Origin of the sequence: Chitinophaga silvisoli (assembly GCF_003412465.1) — a bacterium.
Taxonomy (GTDB): domain Bacteria; phylum Bacteroidota; class Bacteroidia; order Chitinophagales; family Chitinophagaceae; genus Chitinophaga; species Chitinophaga silvisoli.
This window is the reverse complement of record NZ_QTJV01000004.1, coordinates 398,153-415,055: the sequence shown is the minus strand read 5'-3', so window position 1 is coordinate 415,055 and position 16,903 is coordinate 398,153. Positions and strand designations below refer to the sequence as shown.

At 46.0% G+C, this 16,903-nt stretch carries 17 protein-coding genes; 14 read left to right on the top strand and 3 right to left on the bottom strand.

The features are described from left to right. The first annotated feature begins 34 nt into the window (after window positions 1–34). From purQ to DXN04_RS13750, 3 genes are all read left to right on the top strand, one after another. A complete protein-coding gene (gene purQ, locus DXN04_RS13760; RefSeq protein WP_116853931.1) occupies window positions 35–727 on the top strand; it encodes a phosphoribosylformylglycinamidine synthase I in 693 nt (230 codons plus the stop codon). Window positions 728–781: 54 nt separating this feature from the next. Continuing rightward, a complete protein-coding gene (locus DXN04_RS13755) occupies window positions 782–1,237 on the top strand; it encodes a protein-disulfide reductase DsbD domain-containing protein (RefSeq protein ID WP_116853930.1) in 456 nt (151 codons plus the stop codon). 114 nt (window positions 1,238–1,351) lie between these two features. Beyond that, entirely contained in the window at window positions 1,352–3,322 is a 1,971-nt protein-coding gene (locus tag DXN04_RS13750) for a protein-disulfide reductase DsbD family protein (RefSeq protein ID WP_116853929.1), read from the top strand. 142 nt (window positions 3,323–3,464) lie between these two features. Here the strand turns inward: DXN04_RS13750 and DXN04_RS13745 are convergent, their stop codons facing one another. The 3 genes from DXN04_RS13745 to DXN04_RS13735 form a co-directional block, all read right to left on the bottom strand. Continuing rightward, entirely contained in the window at window positions 3,465–4,358 is an 894-nt protein-coding gene (locus DXN04_RS13745; RefSeq protein ID WP_116853928.1) for a cation diffusion facilitator family transporter, read from the bottom strand. A 240-nt stretch (window positions 4,359–4,598) separates the two neighbouring features. Continuing rightward, complete coding sequence (hisS, locus tag DXN04_RS13740) at window positions 4,599–5,951, bottom strand: histidine--tRNA ligase (RefSeq protein ID WP_116853927.1); 1,353 nt, start codon at window positions 5,949–5,951, stop codon at window positions 4,599–4,601. Window positions 5,952–5,962: 11 nt separating this feature from the next. Beyond that, window positions 5,963–6,403, bottom strand: a complete 441-nt coding sequence (locus tag DXN04_RS13735) for a low molecular weight protein-tyrosine-phosphatase (protein ID WP_116853926.1) — start codon at window positions 6,401–6,403, stop codon at window positions 5,963–5,965. Between the two features lie 431 nt (window positions 6,404–6,834). On the opposite strand from DXN04_RS13735, the gene DXN04_RS13730 reads away from it, so the two are divergent. From DXN04_RS13730 to nuoH, 11 genes are all read left to right on the top strand, one after another. Further along, a complete protein-coding gene (locus DXN04_RS13730) occupies window positions 6,835–7,080 on the top strand; it encodes a hypothetical protein (protein ID WP_116853925.1) in 246 nt (81 codons plus the stop codon). A 19-nt stretch (window positions 7,081–7,099) separates the two neighbouring features. Beyond that, a complete protein-coding gene (locus DXN04_RS13725; protein WP_116853924.1) occupies window positions 7,100–8,023 on the top strand; it encodes a substrate-binding domain-containing protein in 924 nt (307 codons plus the stop codon). A gap of 37 nt (window positions 8,024–8,060) precedes the next feature. Then, complete coding sequence (locus DXN04_RS13720; RefSeq protein WP_116853923.1) at window positions 8,061–9,776, top strand: tetratricopeptide repeat protein; 1,716 nt, start codon at window positions 8,061–8,063, stop codon at window positions 9,774–9,776. A 157-nt stretch (window positions 9,777–9,933) separates the two neighbouring features. After that, entirely contained in the window at window positions 9,934–10,326 is a 393-nt protein-coding gene (locus DXN04_RS13715; protein ID WP_116853922.1) for an NADH-quinone oxidoreductase subunit A, read from the top strand. Window positions 10,327–10,408: 82 nt separating this feature from the next. Next, window positions 10,409–10,972 carry an NADH-quinone oxidoreductase subunit B gene (locus DXN04_RS13710; protein ID WP_116853921.1) on the top strand — a complete coding sequence of 188 codons (564 nt, stop codon included), beginning with the start codon at window positions 10,409–10,411 and terminating at the stop codon, window positions 10,970–10,972. A gap of 51 nt (window positions 10,973–11,023) precedes the next feature. Beyond that, a complete protein-coding gene (locus DXN04_RS13705; protein WP_116853920.1) occupies window positions 11,024–11,545 on the top strand; it encodes an NADH-quinone oxidoreductase subunit C in 522 nt (173 codons plus the stop codon). Between the two features lie 17 nt (window positions 11,546–11,562). Continuing rightward, entirely contained in the window at window positions 11,563–12,777 is a 1,215-nt protein-coding gene (locus DXN04_RS13700; protein WP_116853919.1) for an NADH-quinone oxidoreductase subunit D, read from the top strand. Between the two features lie 34 nt (window positions 12,778–12,811). After that, window positions 12,812–13,297 carry an NADH-quinone oxidoreductase subunit NuoE gene (gene nuoE / locus DXN04_RS13695; RefSeq protein ID WP_072359211.1) on the top strand — a complete coding sequence of 162 codons (486 nt, stop codon included), beginning with the start codon at window positions 12,812–12,814 and terminating at the stop codon, window positions 13,295–13,297. A 28-nt stretch (window positions 13,298–13,325) separates the two neighbouring features. Continuing rightward, window positions 13,326–14,690: an NADH-quinone oxidoreductase subunit NuoF gene (nuoF, locus tag DXN04_RS13690; protein WP_116853918.1), complete on the top strand. Its 1,365-nt coding sequence runs from the start codon at window positions 13,326–13,328 to the stop codon at window positions 14,688–14,690. Window positions 14,691–14,753: 63 nt separating this feature from the next. Then, window positions 14,754–15,842 carry a 2Fe-2S iron-sulfur cluster-binding protein gene (locus DXN04_RS13685; RefSeq protein WP_116853917.1) on the top strand — a complete coding sequence of 363 codons (1,089 nt, stop codon included), beginning with the start codon at window positions 14,754–14,756 and terminating at the stop codon, window positions 15,840–15,842. A gap of 22 nt (window positions 15,843–15,864) precedes the next feature. After that, window positions 15,865–16,902, top strand: a complete 1,038-nt coding sequence (gene nuoH, locus DXN04_RS13680; protein ID WP_116853916.1) for an NADH-quinone oxidoreductase subunit NuoH — start codon at window positions 15,865–15,867, stop codon at window positions 16,900–16,902. The last annotated feature ends 1 nt before the right edge of the window (window position 16,903 follow it).

The window sequence follows — 16,903 nt, the reverse complement described above, 5'->3', positions numbered from 1 at the left end:
ATATATTTAAGACCATAAAATTCAACTATTTAATATGAAATTCGGCGTAGTCACCTTTCCTGGCTCCAATTGCGATCATGATATGATAGATGCCCTGCGTAATGACCTGGGGCAGGAAGTAATTGAGTTGTGGCATAAAGACAAAGACCTGAGCATGTTCAGTACAGAAGACTGCATTGTACTGCCGGGTGGTTTTTCTTATGGGGATTACCTGCGTTGTGGTGCTATTGCACGCTTTAGTCCGATGATGCAGAGCGTGATTGAATTTGCAAATAAAGGTGGTCGTGTGATAGGTGTTTGTAATGGATTCCAGATCCTGGTAGAAGCAGGATTACTGCCGGGGGCACTGTTACGTAACGAAAACCAGCAGTTCGTTTGTAAGAATGTGTACCTGAAGAGTGATAATCCGGTAGCTTCTCTCACCAAAGATGTAACTGGTCGTCCGCTGATGATTCCGGTAGCACATGGGGAAGGCCGTTATTATGCAGATCAGGCTACACTGGAAACGCTGCAGGCGAACAACCAGATCCTGTTCCGCTATTGCGACGAATTTGGTAATGTAGTTGAAGATGCAAATCCAAACGGAGCCACCCTGAACATTGCAGGTATCTGCAATAAGGAGCGAAACGTATTTGGATTGATGCCGCACCCTGAAAGGGCAACCCGCGAGGTGCTGGGTAATACTGATGGGCAGCTGATATTCCAGAGCCTTATCAACAACAACTGATTCTGTTTATAGAAGTATAGTATAAAAAATCAGCCAACCAGTTAAAAACAACGTATGAAACAATTATTAACAGCGATCTGTCTTTTCGCTTTGCCACTGCTGGCGAGTGCACAGATAGAGAATCCGGTGAAGTGGAGCTTTACGTCGAAGAAGATTAACGCGACCACGTATGAATTGCACATGACAGCCACCATCGAAGGTGGTTGGCACCTGTATGCACAGGAAGCCGGAGAAGGTCCGGTACCTACCTCCTTTAAGTTTACCAAAAGCCCACTGGTAGTAACCGAGGGTAAGGTAACTGAAGTAGGAAAGCTGCATAAAGCTTTCGACAAGAACTTTGACTCAGAACTGAAATACTACGAGAACCAGGTAGACTTTGTACAAAAAGTAACCGTGAAAGGTAAAGCTGCTACAAAGGTGAAAGGATCCGTAGAGTTCATGACCTGTGATGATCATGAATGTCTGCCTCCTAAATCAGTAGATTTTGCTATTTCCGTGGGAGGAAAATAATTAATACAGGAAGCTGTACACCACAGTATTCCGTACACGTCAATTGAAACGAGTTCCCCCGGGAACTCGTTTATTGTTTGAAAGGGAAATAAGTCCCTAAATCCTATTATCTATATGAAGCATTTGCTAACATTCATAATAATAATTGCGACAGCCTTTGGAGTGCAAGCGCAGAGCGACACTGTAGTTCACTGGCAATATACCGCAGAGAAGAAAGGCGCACAGGATTATGTGCTGCACTTTACAGGGACTATTGAAAAAGGAGTGAAATTAATCTCCACCACGATGCCTGATGATGCCCTGGTGTACAGCCGTGTGGTGGCAGACAGTGTCGTGAGCGTAGGTACGATCACAGAAGAAGGCGCGCTGAAAAAGGAGAAAGAGGAGATACTGGATAATGCCGAGGTGAAATTCTTTGAAGATAAGGTGGTACTGAATGTACCTGTTCACCTGAATGGAGATGTAAAAACACTGAATGGATCAGTGAACTACATGTACCTGAAAGGAGAAGAAGCAGGTGGTCCTGATGAGTTTATTTTCAAATTCAAAGCGGATGCTTCCGGTACGCTGGTGAGTGTAGCGGCAGGTTTGCAGGAAGCATCTGCCGATGCGGTGAACTCGCTGAAGCGTAGTAATATCAAGCTGGATCAGCCGGTGATTATAACCGGGGAGCAGGTGCATGAGAAGAAGAGCCTCTGGGGGATTTTCTTATTGGGGCTGATTGGTGGTTTTGTGGCGTTGGTGACACCTTGTGTGTTCCCGCTGATTCCGCTGACAGTATCTTTCTTCACCAAGAAATCCCAGGACAAGAAGAAGGGTGTAGCGAATGCGATCACTTATGGGTTCTTCATTTTTGCGATTTATGTGTTACTGAGCACACCATTTTATTTCCTGAACAGTATTGCACCGGAGATCTTTAATAATATCTCTACCAATGTGTGGCTGAACCTGGTGTTCTTTGTGATCTTCATTGTCTTTGCTATTTCGTTCTTTGGGGTGTTTGAAATCACCATTCCGAGTAGCCTGGCGAGCAAGGTAGATTCCAAGTCAGGTGTAGGTGGCCTGGTAGGTATATTCTTTATGGCGCTTACGCTGGCGCTGGTATCATTCTCCTGTACGGGTCCTATCCTGGGTTCACTGCTGGCGGGTGCCTTATCAGCAGATGGTGGTGCGGTACAGTTGACGGCGGGTATGGCGGGATTTGGTTTTGCGCTGGCATTGCCATTTGCGTTGTTCGCGTTGTTCCCTAATTTATTGAGTGCATTGCCTAAATCCGGTGGATGGTTGTCTTCCGTGAAGGTGGTACTGGGCTTTATAGAAGTGGGTATGGCGATTAAGTTCCTTTCTAATGCTGACCTGGTGGAGCACTGGGGTATCGTGAAGAGAGAGATATTCTTTGCGGTGTGGATTATCTGTGGTATTATGATCGTGTTGTACCTGCTGGGTAAGATTCGTTTCCCGCATGATTCTCCAATTAAGAAGTTCAGTGTGACCCGTATAGCATTCATCGTGGTATTTACCGTGTTTACAGTGTATATGCTGCCTGGGTTGACGAATACAGCGTGGGCGAATCGTAAGCTGATCAGTGGTTTCCCTCCTCCTTTGAGTTATAGTATTTATAATAACCGTGCGAAGGGTGTGGAGGCCAATGTGGTGAATGATTATGAGAAGGCGCTTGAGATGGCGAAGGCACAGCATAAGCCGATTCTGATTGACTTTACGGGTTGGGCTTGTGTGAATTGCCGGAAGATGGAGGAGAATGTGTGGACGACGAGTGAGGTGAAGCGATTGATAGAGGAGGATTATATATTGGTGTCATTGTATGTGGATGACAGGAAGGTATTGCCGGAAGATCAGCAGTTTTTGTATACGACGACGAATGGTCAGAAGAAGGAGATTAAGACGATTGGGGATAAGTATGCGACGATGCAGACAGAGAATTTTATTAATAATTCCCAGCCGTATTATGTGTTGATTAGTCCGGATGAGCAGTTGCTGACAACACCGGTGGGGTATACGCCGGATGTGGATAAGTATGCGGATTGGTTGAAGAAGGGATTGGAAGCTTATCAGAAAGTAAAATAAGATTTGGAAAAAGGGCTGCTGATCGCAGCCCTTTTTTATTGGTGGGCCTGCGGCAGCAAGGAAGGTCTCATTTGTTCGGCTGGCGCCGTTGCCTGGCGGTTCTTATTAGAACGGCAAAAAAGTAATTTAGGGATGCGGCTTATTATTTGCCTGGAGTGATAATAATATAATGTGCAAATGGAAACTCTTTCCTGATAGCCGCTTGAATGCGTGAAATCGCATCCGTAATATCCTGTGTATCAAGGTCTTCTTTAAACCGGACTAATAGCAATAGCATCACTTCTTCAGGTGATTGATAAGTAGAGAAGATCTGCAATACTTTTTCCACCGTATGATCACTTTCCACAATCCCGCGGATTTTGAATTGTGTGGCAGTGGCAATGCCTTCGCCCATGAGCAGACTACGGCTTTCACGGGCCAGCAGTATAGAAACGACTGTGAGCAGCACACCGACTATTAAGGAAGCCACTCCATCTAAATAAGGATTATTGAGTTTGTGTCCCAGGTAGAGCATGATGCCTACGACTGCTAATCCCAATACGGCAGCACTATCTTCGAATAATACGAGAAAACTGGCGGGGTCTTTACTTTGATGCACCGCTGTCCACCAGGACTTTTTACCCTTTACTTTTTTGAATTCGATAATTGCCACGACGAGGGAACCGCCGTCGAAGAGGAAGGAGCATGCCAGTACTATATAGTTCCAGAATGGATCTTCGGGAGGTACGGGATGGCGGAGATGACTGATCCCCTGGAAGATGGAGATGCTGCCGCCGATGGCGAAGATGAGGAGGGAGACGATGAAGGACCAGAAATAGAGTTCCTTGCCATAGCCAAAGGGGCGTTTGGCATCAGCGGATTTCTTGCTGAGGCGGATGCCGAGGAGGAGCAGGAGTTGGTTGGCGGTATCTACCAGGGAATGGACACCTTCGGAAAGCATGGCGGTGCTACGGGTAAAGGCACCGGAGATAAATTTGATGACGGCGATGAGCAGGTTTGCGGCCAGGGCGATATAAATAGTTCTATTCGGATGCATATGGATAGCCAGTGAAAAGTATGCCGAATGTATGAAGGGGTGGATATCCGGGCCCCTATACCAACTCGTCACCAATAGGTCACCATAAGGTCACCATAAGGGCACTTGTATATCGATTCGATATTGAGGTGATATTGAAGTGACCTTATGGTGCCCTTTTAGTGACCTTATTACCTTATAGAAATAGTAAAGCCAGGATATCGGAATACCCTGGCTTTACTATATGAGGAGTGATTGATCTTATTGGAAGGAATAGTTTGCCAGATCGGCAACTGCGATTTTTTCCTGTAGGCCGCTCACCATGTTTTTGATGCTGAGGACACCTTCTTTCACTTCGCTTTCGCCCATAATGATTACGTATGGGATGCCGCGTTTATTCGCGTATTTCATTTGCTTATCCATTTTAGATGGCTCGTGATAGAGTTCGGCGGCGATACCGCGGGCACGGAGGCTGGCGAGCATGGGGAAGGCGGTGCTGGTGGTATTTGCGTCCATATTGAAGATGAGGACACGGGTACCTTGCTGGGCGGTAGCGGGGAAGAGTTGTAATTCTTCGAGTACGTCGTAGATGCGGTCTACGCCGAAGGAGATACCGACACCGGAAAGGTTGGGGAGGCCGAAGAGACCTGTGAGGTCGTCATAGCGGCCACCGCCGCCGATGCTGCCCATTTTCACGGTAGAAGGTGCTTTTACTTCCACGATCATACCTGTATAGTAATTCAGGCCGCGTGCCAGGGTGACATCGAGGATAGGCGTGGTTTTGAAGGCTGTCGGTTGAGAATGGAGTACGTAGGTCAACTCTTCAATACCTTTTTTGCCGGTTTCAGAATTTTTGAACAATTCGCCTAATTGTTGCAGTTTTTCCTCATTATTCCCCTCAATGTTGAGGAAATTTGCAATAATTGCGATTTCACTTTCATTGAGGCCACGTTCGCTCAGTTCCTCTTTTACTTTTTCGATACCGATCTTATCCAATTTATCGATGGCTACGGTAATATCTGTTAACAGCTCAGGTTTTCCGGCTACTTCTGCCAGTGCACTGAGAATTTTTCGGTTATTGATGCGAATCTCATAGCCTTCCATACCCAGTTTTGTGAATACGGAGTCATAGATCATGAGCAATTCTATTTCATTCAGCAGGGAATTACTACCCACGATGTCTACATCACACTGATAAAACTCGCGGTATCTTCCTTTCTGAGGCCTGTCAGCCCGCCATACCGGCTGCATCTGATACCTTTTAAAAGGAAACGCCAGATCATTCTGATTCATCACCACAAACCTGGCGAAAGGAATCGTGAGATCATAGCGCAGTGCTTTTTCACACAGCAGGATGCCGAGTTCGCGGCTATCTTTTGCCTGCTGGGCGCGGCCCAGGATGTCTCCGTTATCAAGAATTTTAAAAATCAGTTTATCTCCTTCCTCACCATATTTACCGGTCAGGGTATCCATTTGTTCCATGGCAGGGGTCTCCAGGGGTTGAAAGCCAAACAGTTCGAACGTTTCGCGAATCGTCTGAAAGATATACTGCCTTTTCCTTACTACCACAGGGCCGAAATCACGGGTACCTTTTGGTATACTGGGTTTTATCATCGTTTTGATTTTTATATATCAGTGCCTGCTACTATGCGCTGGCAGGCTTTATAGATCATATTATATACCGGTTCGAAGAGGGCATCGTCGTACCATGGATCAGGTACAGGCTGCTGGTTATCAAGGAGCAGCTGAACTTTGTCCCTGTCAGCATCGGTGCGTGCTTTGCGCAGTACATCGCGGTAATTGTCCAGGTCCATAACGAAGATGCGGTCAAAATCATCGAAATCGGTTACCTGGAACTGGCGGCCTCTGAGACCGGAAATATCTATGCCGTGTTGTCTGGCTACCTTAACAGAGCGCCTGTCAGGCGGATCGCCCACGTGCCAGTTGCCCGTACCGGCTGAATCCACTTCCCAGTTCAGTCCTTTTTCGTCTGCCAGATGTCTGAGAATGCCTTCCGCCAGGGGGGAGCGGCAAATATTGCCCAGACAAACCATTAATATTTTCATAATTGCCGCAAACCTACAAGATTTTAACATTATTTTATTAATCCACCTCAATTTTGCCTGAAAGCCCGCAGGGCGGGAATCCGGCCACTGTCAGGCCCGGTGCAGTAATACTGGCATGGGTTATGGAATTTAAATTATGCAGCATCTATATAATAATTACGTGATACTATGATGAAGATTATTCTCGTATATACTGCAAATAGCCGGAAATTTGACGCTGATTAGTATTAACAAGGTTTTAACAACTTCGTTCATAATTAGATGTAGATTGAATATGAAAAAATGTATGAATGCCAGACGTTTACAAAACCTGCGCTAGTGGCGGTTTTTCTACTTATCTGTTTAGCATGCAACCCATTTTTCTTGACAATCTTCTAATAGAACAGGTGTTTGATTAGAAATTTTTTTTTGTATACTTGTAATTCGCAACAATGCTGATGGAACAGGAAAGATCTGGTAAAAGGAATATGAGCATCGATTATCGCTCACTTGGAGAGTTAATAAGAGGGTTATTTTTTATGCTCTTTGGATTATTTGCAATATTTGCAGAACGTCTTCATATGGGGGAGTTCCGCGTGTCGCAAACTGTACTCAATATCTTCGGAGGGGTCCTGATCGCTTATGGTATTTTCCGCGTGTACCGGGGAGTGAAGAATTCATTTTTTAACAGGAATTAACGAATTAATAGTCAGGCATATGTTTACCAGTATCATTAAAAGGAACCGGAATTATATCGCATTGTTAGCGACAATTGTTATCTTGTCATCCTGTACATCGAACAACAAATCCGGTCAGGTGCAGGATACGCCAACATCCGGCACTATCAAAATAAGTGTAGACGAGACATACAGGCCGCTGATTGAATCGGAAATTAAAGTTTTTGAGTCACTTTATCCGAAAGCGCATATCATTGCGGAATATAAACCCGAAGTAGATTGCTTCAGAGACCTGATGGCCGACAGTGCACGATTGATCCTTGTAACCAGGAGTTTCAATCAGCAGGAGCTGGATTATCTGAAAGAAGTTAAGATATCGCCACAAAGTATGATGCTCGCCTGGGATGGTGTAGCATTGATTACTAATCACAGTAATCCGGATTCTATCCTCACTCTGGACCAGGTTCGCAACATAATGGACGGAACTGACACGGAAAGGAAGTGGCAAATCATTTTCGACAATTCGAATTCAAGTACGGTTAGATATATCCAGGATTCAATCAACAAGGGGAAGGCCCTGCCAAAGAACGTAATGGCGGCGAAAACCAATCCCGAAGTGATTGATTACGTGGCTAAATCAAAAGATGCACTGGGTGTAATCGGGGTAAGCTGGATATCAGATACCAACGATGCCCAGGCTATAGAATTTACAAATAAGGTGAACGTAGTGAAGGTGCGCGCTGATAATGGTTCAGAATTTGTAAAACCATATCAGGCATATATTGCTCTCGGTTCATACCCGCTCAAAAGAGGATTATTCTTTTGCTTAAAAGAACCTTACAGCGGATTGGGGTCCGGGTTCGCAACCTTCCTCGGAGGACAAGAAGGACAGATGGTGATAGGTAAATTCAAATTGTTCCCTGCGAGATTGAACATCGTGTTTAGGGAAGCGAACATCAAGTAAAAAACTAACACAACTAAAATTAAAAACCGGATTGCTCATGAACAGACGGAAAAGTTTAATTGTTGCAATGCTGTGCGTCGCGAACGGCGCAATGGCTCAATCTGTAGAAGATGGATTGAAAGACCTGTATTATGGCAAGTATGAAACAGCCAAACAAGACCTGGAGAAAGTAATAGCCGCTAAACCTAATGAAGAAAGAGCATATTATTATCTCGGTATCGCTCAGCTGGGCCTGGGTGATAATAATGGCGCAGCTGCTACCTTCCAGAAAGGTCTGACAGCAGTTCCTACTTCCCCTTTACTGCAGGTGGGTATGGGCAGACTGGACCTTTTGAAAGGCGATGCTGCTGCTGCAAAGCAGAAGTTTGAAGCTGCAAGTGCTGCAACGCAGGGTCGTAACGGCGATGTAGCCCGCGCGATCGCTGATGCTAACTCTGAAATCCATGGTGGTGACCGCGGTTATGCTGCGAGTGTAATGGAGAAACTGCTGAACAACGAAGGCCGTAAGAAAAAAGAAGTTTATACAGCTACCGCTGCCGATTATATCGAGCTGGGTGATGCTTATCGTATGCTGGGTGGTGAAAATGGTGGTAAAGCAATCAATACTTATGAGAAGGCTTTAGAGCTGGATCCTAACAATGCTGAAGCAACCATGAAAGAAGGTATTGTAAACTACAATGCCAAGCTGCTGCAGGATGCTGTAAACGACTGGACCAAGGCTACCAATATGGATGCTAACTATGGTCCTGCTTACTACCAGCTGTATGAATTCTATATCACTCCAACCAAAGCTCAGCTGTCACTGGAAAACGCAGCTAAGTACCTGGAGAAATATATGGCTGTAGTAGGTGAAGGCGCTGGTAAACTGGAAAATGAATACAACCTGGCTGCCATCTCTTTCTACAAGAAAGAATATGATGCAGCTATCAGCAAAGCGAAATCTGTATTACCGCAGACAAACGAGTCAAACAGAGGTAAATTTACCCGCCTGCTGACCGATGCTTACCTGCAGAAAGGTGATACCGCTACCGCTAAGTCTGAAATGGAAGCTTACGTAAAAGCAGTTGGCGATGCTAAACTGGCTCCTAACGACTACAAACTGTTGAGCGCTATCTACCAGGCAAACGTTGGTGACTCCGCTCAGAGAGTAGCAAACGATTCAATTGCGGCTATGTACCTGGAGAAATATGCACTGGCTGATACTGCAAAAGATGCAGAAAAATACAGAAGCGTAGCTGAATCCTTCAAAGCAATGGGTGCAAGCAAAAAATCTGCAGAATGGTATGGTAAACTGGTAAATGACTTCTCTGACGAGAAAAATACCGGCAAAATCCAGGATATGTTCTGGAAAGGTACCATGGAGATCTATGCACACGAATACGATCAGGCAGATTCTACCTGGGGTCAGTTCGTAACCAAATATCCTACACAGGAAATACTGGGTACTTACTGGAGAGGCCGTGCAAACATGGCGAAAGATCCTGAAGCAAAAGAAGGTCTGGCACTGCCACACTTCCAGCACCTGTTTGAGATCAAAGGTGATGAGAAACTGAAGCCAAGCCAGCTGATGTTCCCTTATCAGTACCTGATGATCTACTATTATAACAAGGATGATGATGCTAACATGAAGATCTGGATGGATAAGGTAACTTCCATTGATCCTAACAACGCTACCGTTGCAGCGATCAAGGAAAACCTGGCTAACAGAGCTAAATCCGCATCCAAACCTGCTTCTCAGGGAAACAAGAAATAAGCAAACTGAGCTTTAAATAGAAAACCCCGGCGACTGCCGGGGTTTTTTTATTTCCGGTTGGGGAAAAAACATAATATTTTAATCCTTCAATAGATTTGAATATTGCTAGACTTAGCCTATTTTTGCTCATTCTGATGAACGATTTATAGGGAAGCTTATGTTTATAGACACAGTAATATTGTCAGCAACCACTCCTTTTAGCTATTTTCCAATTGTTTTACAGTTAATAGCTGCACTGGGTTTTGTAGGCCTCACCATGTTCGCCACTCACTTCCTGGGTCCCAAAAGAAAGACACAGGACAAGCTCGAAACGTTTGAAAGTGGTATTGAACGTCATGGTAACGCCCGCCAGCCGGTAGCTATTAAGTACTTCCTGGTGGCTATCCTGTTCGTACTTTTCGATGTGGAAGTCATTTTCTTTTATCCTTATGCGATCAATTTCCGCCTGTTGGGCTGGGAAGGTTTCGTTGCCATGTTGATGTTCGTGGCATTCTTTATGGTAGGTTTCCTTTATATTCTTAAGAAGGGAGCCCTGAAATGGGAAGATTAATGTAATTACGGCATACAGCGCCATGTGAGGCTGTGTTTGCAAAAGGGAACAAATCTGATATTGAAATTTTAAATCTGAAAGTATGGCACGTCCGGTTCAGTATAATACGAAAGTGAAGACAGTGGAAATCCCTGAGGGATATTCCGGGGAAGGTTTTTTTGCGACTTCGTTTGACAAAGCGATAGGTCTTGCACGTAAAAACTCTATCTGGCCGCTGCCTTTTGCCACTTCCTGCTGTGGAATCGAATTCATGGCCACCATGGCGTCTACCTATGATCTGGCGCGTTTTGGTGCAGAGAGAATGGCATTTACCCCTCGTCAGTGTGATTTGCTGATGGTAATGGGTACTATCTCCAAGAAAATGGGACCTGTATTACGCCAGGTATACCTGCAGATGGCTGAGCCACGCTGGGTGATGGCTGTAGGTGCATGCGCCAGCAGTGGTGGTGTATTTGATACTTATTCAGTATTACAGGGCATCGACCAGGTAATCCCGGTGGATGTATACGTGCCAGGATGCCCTCCACGTCCTGAAGCAATTATTGATGGATTTATGCGCATCCAGGACCTGATTGGTCAGGAAAGCCTGCGTCGCCGCCATTCCGATAAGTACAAAGAACTGTTGAATTCCTACGGCATACAATAAAGATCACTATACACTTTACTCCTGTATCTGTGATCTTAAACATACACTGCAATGTCCTTGACTAACGACAATATTAAACAACGACTAACCGACAAGTTTGGTGAGGCTGTCTCACAGGTGGAAGAAACCTTTGGGATGCTTAATTTTACAGTACCTAAAGATCTGAACCTGAAAGTGATGCAGTTCCTTTACGACGATGAGGAGCTGCAATTTCGTTTTTTAACAGACCTCACTGCCGTGCACTATCCTGATCGTAAAGGAGAGGAGCTGGCAGTAGTATACCATCTCTACAATTTTGCCCAGCGCGTAAGACTTCGTATGAAGGTTTATACCAGTGTGGAAGATCCGAGAGTATTCACCGCTACCCGCCTGTTTGAAGCTGCAAACTGGATGGAGCGGGAAACTTACGATTTCTTCGGGGTGAACTTCGTAGGGCATCCAAACCTGAAACGTATCCTGAACGTGGATGAAATGGATTATTTCCCCATGCGTAAGGAATTCCCACTGGAAGACCAGACTCGTATCGATAAAGATGATGAAATGTTCGGCCGCGGCGGGCATATTGGCATATAATTAATTATTCGTTGATCATGTCAGAGCAACATATAACACTTCCGGAAGGATCTATTGAAAGGGTTACACAAACCCTCAACCTCGGACCTACCCACCCTGCTACTCACGGGGTGTTTCAAAATATATTGGAAATAGACGGTGAGCGCGTTGTTAGTTCCGAATCCACAGTGGGTTATATCCACCGTGCATTTGAAAAGATTGCTGAACGCCGTCCTTACTACCAGATTACTCCTCTTACAGACCGTCTGAACTACTGTTCTTCTCCTATTAATAATATGGGATGGCACATTACGGTAGAGAAACTGCTGGGCATTCAAACGCCTAAGCGTGTGGATTACCTGCGTGTGATCATCATGGAGCTGGCACGTATCTGTGATCACCTGATCTGTAACGGGGTTGTAGGTGTGGATACCGGTGCCTTTACCGGCTTCCTGTACCTCATGCGCTGGCGTGAGCTGGCTTATGAGATCTACGAAGAAATCTGCGGATCCCGCCTCACTACCAACATTGGCCGTGTAGGTGGTTTTGAAAGAAACTTCACACCCGCTGCTTTCGAAAAGATCGAAAAGTTCCTGGTAGAGTTTCCAAAAGCCCTGAAGGAATTCGAAACCCTGATGAACCGCAACCGTATCTTCATGGAGCGTACACAGGGCGTAGGTCCGATCAGTGCCGAAAGGGCTATGAACTACGGTTTTACCGGTCCTAACCTGCGTGCTGCCGGTGTGGATTACGATTTACGCGTAGCGCATCCTTATTCCTCTTACGAAGATTTTGAATTTTCTATACCTGTAGGCACCACCGGTGACTGTTACGACCGCTTCCTGGTTCGTAACGGCGAAATGTGGGAAAGTCTTAGCATTATCCGTCAGGCGATGGATAAGGTGAAAGCACTGCCCGCCGATGTATACCATGCTGATGTTCCTGCTTACTACCTGCCGGAAAAGAGCGATGTGTATACAAAAATGGAAGCACTCATTTATCACTTCAAGATTATCATGGGTGAGTCCGATATTTTACCAGGCGAATTGTACAATGCTGTAGAAGGTGCCAATGGGGAACTGGGCTTTTACCTCATCAGTGATGGTGGCCGTAGCCCATACAGACTCCACTTCCGCCGTCCATGCTTCATTTATTACCAGGCTTACGGTGAACTGATCAAAGGTGCCATGCTGAGTGATGCCCTGATCTGTATGAGTAGCCTGAACCTGATAGCAGGTGAGCTGGATGCATAAACGAAACGCCTTTTTGTTTTTTTAACTATAGAATATGTTTTCAGAAGAGAAGCTGAATAAAGTAAAGGAGATCATCGCCCGCTATCCCCAGGGTAGACAGAAGAGTGCGCTTATTCCGGTGCTGCACCTTGCACAGGGTGAGTTTGGCGGCTGGCTCAGCACAGAGACTATGGATTACGTAGCTTCCCTGCTGCAGATCAAGCCTATTGAAGTGTATGAAGTGGCAACCTTTTACTCGATGTTTAACCTGCAACCGGTAGGTAAGCATGTATTCGAGGTGTGCCAGACCGGCCCCTGCATGCTGCGCGGTTCAGACAATATCATCGACTATATTAAAAAGAAACTGGACATAGGAGTAGGAGAGACCACGAAAGACGGCCTCTTTACGCTGAAAGCAGTTGAATGCCTGGGTGCCTGCGGTTATGCGCCGATGATGCAGCTGGGTAAACACTACAAAGAACACCTGACACCAGAGAAGGTGGATGCCATCATTGAAGAATGCAGGGCGAACGCAAACTAAAAGCCAATCTACAAACTATAACAGTAAGATGGGACGCAAATTACTTTTTGACAAAGCACATATAGAAAACATCCGGTATTATGATGTATACCGGGCCAACGGCGGCTACGGATCGGCGGAGAAAGCATTGAAAAGCATGACTCCTGATCAGGTGCTGGACGAAGTGAAGAAAAGTGGTCTGAGAGGCCGTGGTGGTGCTGGTTTCCCTACCGGTATGAAATGGAGCTTCATTGCAAAGCCAGAAGGCGTACCCCGCTACCTGGTATGTAATGCCGATGAATCTGAACCAGGTACTTTCAAAGACCGTTACCTGATGGAATTCATTCCTCACCTGCTGATCGAAGGTCTGCTCATCTCCAGCTATACCCTGGGAGCAAATACCTGCTATATCTACATCCGCGGTGAGTATGCCTGGATTCCTGACATCCTGGAAGAAGCAATTGCTGACGCAAAGAAAAACGGCTGGCTGGGTAAAAATATCATGGGCAGCGGTTTTGATCTTGAAATATATGTACAACGTGGTGCAGGAGCTTACATCTGTGGTGAAGAAACTGCCCTGATCGAAAGCCTGGAAGGTAAACGTGGTAACCCACGTATCAAACCTCCATTCCCTGCGGTGAAAGGTTTATACGATTGTCCGACTGTGGTAAACAACGTGGAAACACTGGCTACCGTAGTACCGATCCTTCGTATTGGTGGTGAAGAATATGCTAAATACGGCACTGGTAAATCAACCGGTACAAAGCTCATTTCTGCCTGTGGGAATATCAACAAACCAGGGGTGTATGAAATAGAGATGAACATTTCTGTAGAAGAATTTATTTATTCAGATGAATATTGCGGTGGTATCGCAAATGGAAAGCGCCTGAAAGCGTGTATCCCTGGCGGTAGTTCCGTACCTATCCTGCCGGCTAACCTGCTGCTGAAAACTGCAAAGGGTGAACCGCGTATGATGACATATGAAAGCCTGGCTGACGGTGGTTTTGCTACCGGTACAATGCTGGGTTCCGGTGGTTTCATTGTACTGGACGAAGACCAGTGTATTGTGAAGAACACCCTGACCTTTGCCCGTTTCTACCACCACGAAAGCTGCGGACAGTGTAGTCCCTGCCGTGAGGGTACCGGATGGATGGAGCGTGTACTCAAAAACATCGAGAACGGTAAGGGTAAAATGAGCGATATAGACCTGCTGTGGGATATTCAGCGTAAGATAGAAGGTAACACCATCTGCCCGCTGGGTGATGCTGCTGCCTGGCCGGTAGCTGCGGCTATCCGCCACTTCCGCGATGAATTTGAGTGGCATGTGTTGCATCCTGAAGAAGCGCAAAAACGCAATTTCGGTCTTGCACATTATGCAGATCCGCTGGAAATCGCTGCCCCTGCTGCAGTATAAGAATCAACAATATCTAACACGACGTTTCGTGTAAAGAACGAGCGCCTTTTTTAAGCGAACAAAATGGCTGAAGAACAGAAACTCTTTAAAGTCAAGATTGACGGGATCACCGTGGAAGTGGCACCAGGTACTACCATCCTGAATGCTGCCCGTCAGATAGGAGGAGATATAGTGCCGCCTGCAATGTGCTACTATTCTAAACTGCAGGGTAGTGGTGGTAAATGCCGTACATGTCTGGTAAAAGTATCCAAGGGTTCGGAAGCTGACCCCCGTCCTATGCCAAAACTGGTTGCCTCCTGCCGTACTACTGTAATGGATGGTATGGAAGTAGCAAACATCACCTCTCCTGAAGTGCTGGAAGCACGTAAAGGTGTGGTGGAATTCCTGTTGCTGAATCACCCGCTGGATTGCCCGGTATGTGACCAGGCTGGTGAATGTCACCTGCAGGATCTGGGCTATGAGCATGGTGCAGAAGCTACCCGTTACGAATTCAAACGCCGTACTTTCGATAAAGTAGATCTGGGTGATAAGATCCAGTTACACATGACCCGCTGTATTCTTTGTTACCGTTGCGTATTCACTGCCGATCAGGTAGCCGGCAACCGTGAACATGGTGTACTGGGCCGTGGTGAACATGCTGAAATCAGCACTTACCTGAGCAAGAACTTAAGCAGCCCCTTCATTGGTAACGTCATTGACGTTTGCCCTGTAGGTGCCCTGACCGATAAAACTTTCCGTTTCAAAAACCGTGTATGGTTCCTGAAACCGGTAAATGCACACCGTGATTGTGATAATCCTAAGTGCTGTGGTAAAACTGTACTGTGGATGCGTGGTGATGAGGTGTTCCGTGTAACTGCACGGAAAGATAAATATGGTGAGGTGGAAGACTTCATTTGTGATACCTGCCGCTTTGATAAGAAAGAAGCGAAAGACTGGGTGATCGAAGGTCCACGTAAGATTGAACGCCAGAGCGTAATTTCTGCTAACCATTATGTAGGTGTAAACAAGCCAAAGGATACCCTGGTAGAAGTACTGGATGGCCGTCAGCCAAAACTGCTGATGGATATTCACAGCATTAGCCAGGTAAACCGTCCAAATATCGATCTGTCGCAGATCGAAGGGCCTGCACACTCTGATGATTTTAACAAGTAAGTAAATTTATAACTCGTATTTGATGCAAGTAGACTGGTTTTTCATTCTTGAGAAGGTATTATTGATAACTGGTGTATTGATAATATCTCTGGTCGTGGCCATGTACTCCACATGGGGCGAAAGAAAGGTAGCGGGTATTATGCAGGACAGGCTTGGTCCAAACAGAGCGGGTCCTTTGGGATTGCTCCAGCCGCTGGCGGATGGTGGTAAACTCTTCTTCAAGGAAGAGATCATCCCGGGAGCCTCCAATCGTTTCCTCTTCATTTTAGGTCCGTCACTGGCTATGACTGTAGCCTGTATGACCAGTGCAGTTATTCCGTGGGGCGATACCCTGACCATTGCCGGTCATACCGTATCCCTGCAGGTAGCTGACGTAAATATTGGTATTCTTTACATTTTTGGTGTGGTTAGCTTAGGCGTATACGGCATTATGCTGGGCGGCTGGTCTTCCAACAACAAATTCTCCCTCTTATCATCTATCCGTGCGGCATCCCAGATCATCAGCTATGAGCTGGCCATGGGTATGGCACTGATTGCACTGCTGATGGTAACTGGTAGCCTGAGCCTGAAAGATATCGTAGAGCAGCAACGTCAGAGTGGTGTCTGGAACGTATTTGTTCAACCACTGGGCTTCATCATTTTCCTGATCTGCTCTTTTGCTGAAACGAACCGTTCTCCATTTGACCTGGCAGAAGCGGAGAATGAACTGAACGGTGGTTATCACCTGGAGTATTCTTCCATGAAACTGGGTTTCTTCCTGTTCGCTGAGTACATCAATATGTTCATCAGCTCTGCGCTGATGTCTACACTGTACTTTGGTGGATACCACATCTGGGGACTGGATAGTCTGCATGTATCGCCAAACATTGTGACTATACTTGGTACACTGGTTCTGTTTATAAAAACTATTTGCTTCATTTTCTTCTTTATGTGGGTTCGCTGGACTATCCCGCGTTTCCGTTACGATCAGTTAATGCGCCTGGGCTGGAACTACCTGATTCCGATCGCGTTATTAAACATGCTGATTACTGGTGGCTGGATCTTATGGCACCAACACTAAC

Bases quoted from the DNA above. Each gene is read 5' to 3' on its own strand.
- purQ (WP_116853931.1), top strand. From the start codon at position 35: ATGAAATTCGGCGTAGTCACCTTTCCTGGCTCCAATTGCGATCATGAT.
- DXN04_RS13755 (WP_116853930.1), top strand. From the start codon at position 782: ATGAAACAATTATTAACAGCGATCTGTCTTTTCGCTTTGCCACTGCTG.
- DXN04_RS13750 (WP_116853929.1), top strand. From the start codon at position 1,352: ATGAAGCATTTGCTAACATTCATAATAATAATTGCGACAGCCTTTGGA.
- DXN04_RS13745 (WP_116853928.1), bottom strand. From the start codon at position 4,358: ATGCATCCGAATAGAACTATTTATATCGCCCTGGCCGCAAACCTGCTC.
- hisS (WP_116853927.1), bottom strand. From the start codon at position 5,951: ATGATAAAACCCAGTATACCAAAAGGTACCCGTGATTTCGGCCCTGTG.
- DXN04_RS13735 (WP_116853926.1), bottom strand. From the start codon at position 6,403: ATGAAAATATTAATGGTTTGTCTGGGCAATATTTGCCGCTCCCCCCTG.
- DXN04_RS13730 (WP_116853925.1), top strand. From the start codon at position 6,835: ATGCTGATGGAACAGGAAAGATCTGGTAAAAGGAATATGAGCATCGAT.
- DXN04_RS13725 (WP_116853924.1), top strand. From the start codon at position 7,100: ATGTTTACCAGTATCATTAAAAGGAACCGGAATTATATCGCATTGTTA.
- DXN04_RS13720 (WP_116853923.1), top strand. From the start codon at position 8,061: ATGAACAGACGGAAAAGTTTAATTGTTGCAATGCTGTGCGTCGCGAAC.
- DXN04_RS13715 (WP_116853922.1), top strand. From the start codon at position 9,934: ATGTTTATAGACACAGTAATATTGTCAGCAACCACTCCTTTTAGCTAT.
- DXN04_RS13710 (WP_116853921.1), top strand. From the start codon at position 10,409: ATGGCACGTCCGGTTCAGTATAATACGAAAGTGAAGACAGTGGAAATC.
- DXN04_RS13705 (WP_116853920.1), top strand. From the start codon at position 11,024: ATGTCCTTGACTAACGACAATATTAAACAACGACTAACCGACAAGTTT.
- DXN04_RS13700 (WP_116853919.1), top strand. From the start codon at position 11,563: ATGTCAGAGCAACATATAACACTTCCGGAAGGATCTATTGAAAGGGTT.
- nuoE (WP_072359211.1), top strand. From the start codon at position 12,812: ATGTTTTCAGAAGAGAAGCTGAATAAAGTAAAGGAGATCATCGCCCGC.
- nuoF (WP_116853918.1), top strand. From the start codon at position 13,326: ATGGGACGCAAATTACTTTTTGACAAAGCACATATAGAAAACATCCGG.
- DXN04_RS13685 (WP_116853917.1), top strand. From the start codon at position 14,754: ATGGCTGAAGAACAGAAACTCTTTAAAGTCAAGATTGACGGGATCACC.
- nuoH (WP_116853916.1), top strand. From the start codon at position 15,865: ATGCAAGTAGACTGGTTTTTCATTCTTGAGAAGGTATTATTGATAACT.